1 protein-coding gene is annotated in these 926 nt (G+C 66.6%); it reads right to left on the reverse strand.

Translation table 11 applies throughout. From position 1 onward, the window contains the following. On the reverse strand, positions 1-926 hold a 926-nt coding region (gene moaA / locus AC0QTX_RS27490), incomplete at both ends, for a GTP 3',8-cyclase MoaA (RefSeq protein ID WP_474606962.1).

Consider the following 926-nt stretch of genomic DNA (forward strand, 5'->3'; position numbering starts at 1 on the left):
CGGTCGATGATGAAGTCGTGCCCCTTGGGCTTGCGCGCAATGGCCTCGACGATGGCCTGGTCGAGCATGTTGTTGCTCTCCGAGGCCCGCACCGGCGTCCGGAGATCGGCGGCATCCTCCTGGCCGAGGCACATGAAGAGCTGGCCCGTGCAGGTCACCCGCACCCGATTGCAGCTTTCGCAGAAATTATGAGTCATCGGCGTAATGAAGCCGAGCCGCCCACCGGTCTCCTGCACCCGCACGTAGCGGGCAGGTCCCCCGGTGCGGTCGGCGAGGTCTTCCAGCGTGTATTGCGCCGCAAGGCGGGCGCGGACCATGGAGAGGGGAAGGAACTGGTCGATGCGCTGGCCGTCGATCTCTCCCAGCGGCATCACCTCGATCAGCGTCAGGTCCATGCCGCGGCCATGGGCCCATTCGAGCAGGGCTTCCAGCTCGTCCTCGTTCACGCCCTTGAGCGCAACGGCGTTGATCTTGACCTGCAGCCCCGCCGCTTGAGCGGCATCGAGCCCGTGCATCACCTTGGCGAGATCGCCCCAGCGGGTGATGGCGCGGAACTTGTCCGGATCGAGGGTGTCGAGGGAGACGTTGATGCGCCTGACCCCGCAGGCCACGAGATCCTTCGCATGCCGGGCGAGCTGCGAGCCGTTGGTGGTGACCGTCAGCTCGTCGAGGGCGCCCGAGTCCAGATGGCGGGACAGGGAGCCGAAGAGGGTCATGATGTCCCGGCGCACCAGAGGTTCGCCGCCGGTGATCCGCAGCTTGCGCACCCCATTGGCCACGAAGGCGGAGCAGATGCGGTCGAGCTCCTCCAGGGTCAGCAGGTCGCGCTTGGGCAGGAAGGCCATGTCCTCGGACATGCAGTACACGCAGCGGAAGTCGCAGCGGTCCGTCACCGAGACGCGCACATAGGTGATGGCCCGGCCGAA

It is taken from the genome of Microvirga sp. jy35, assembly GCF_056148915.1.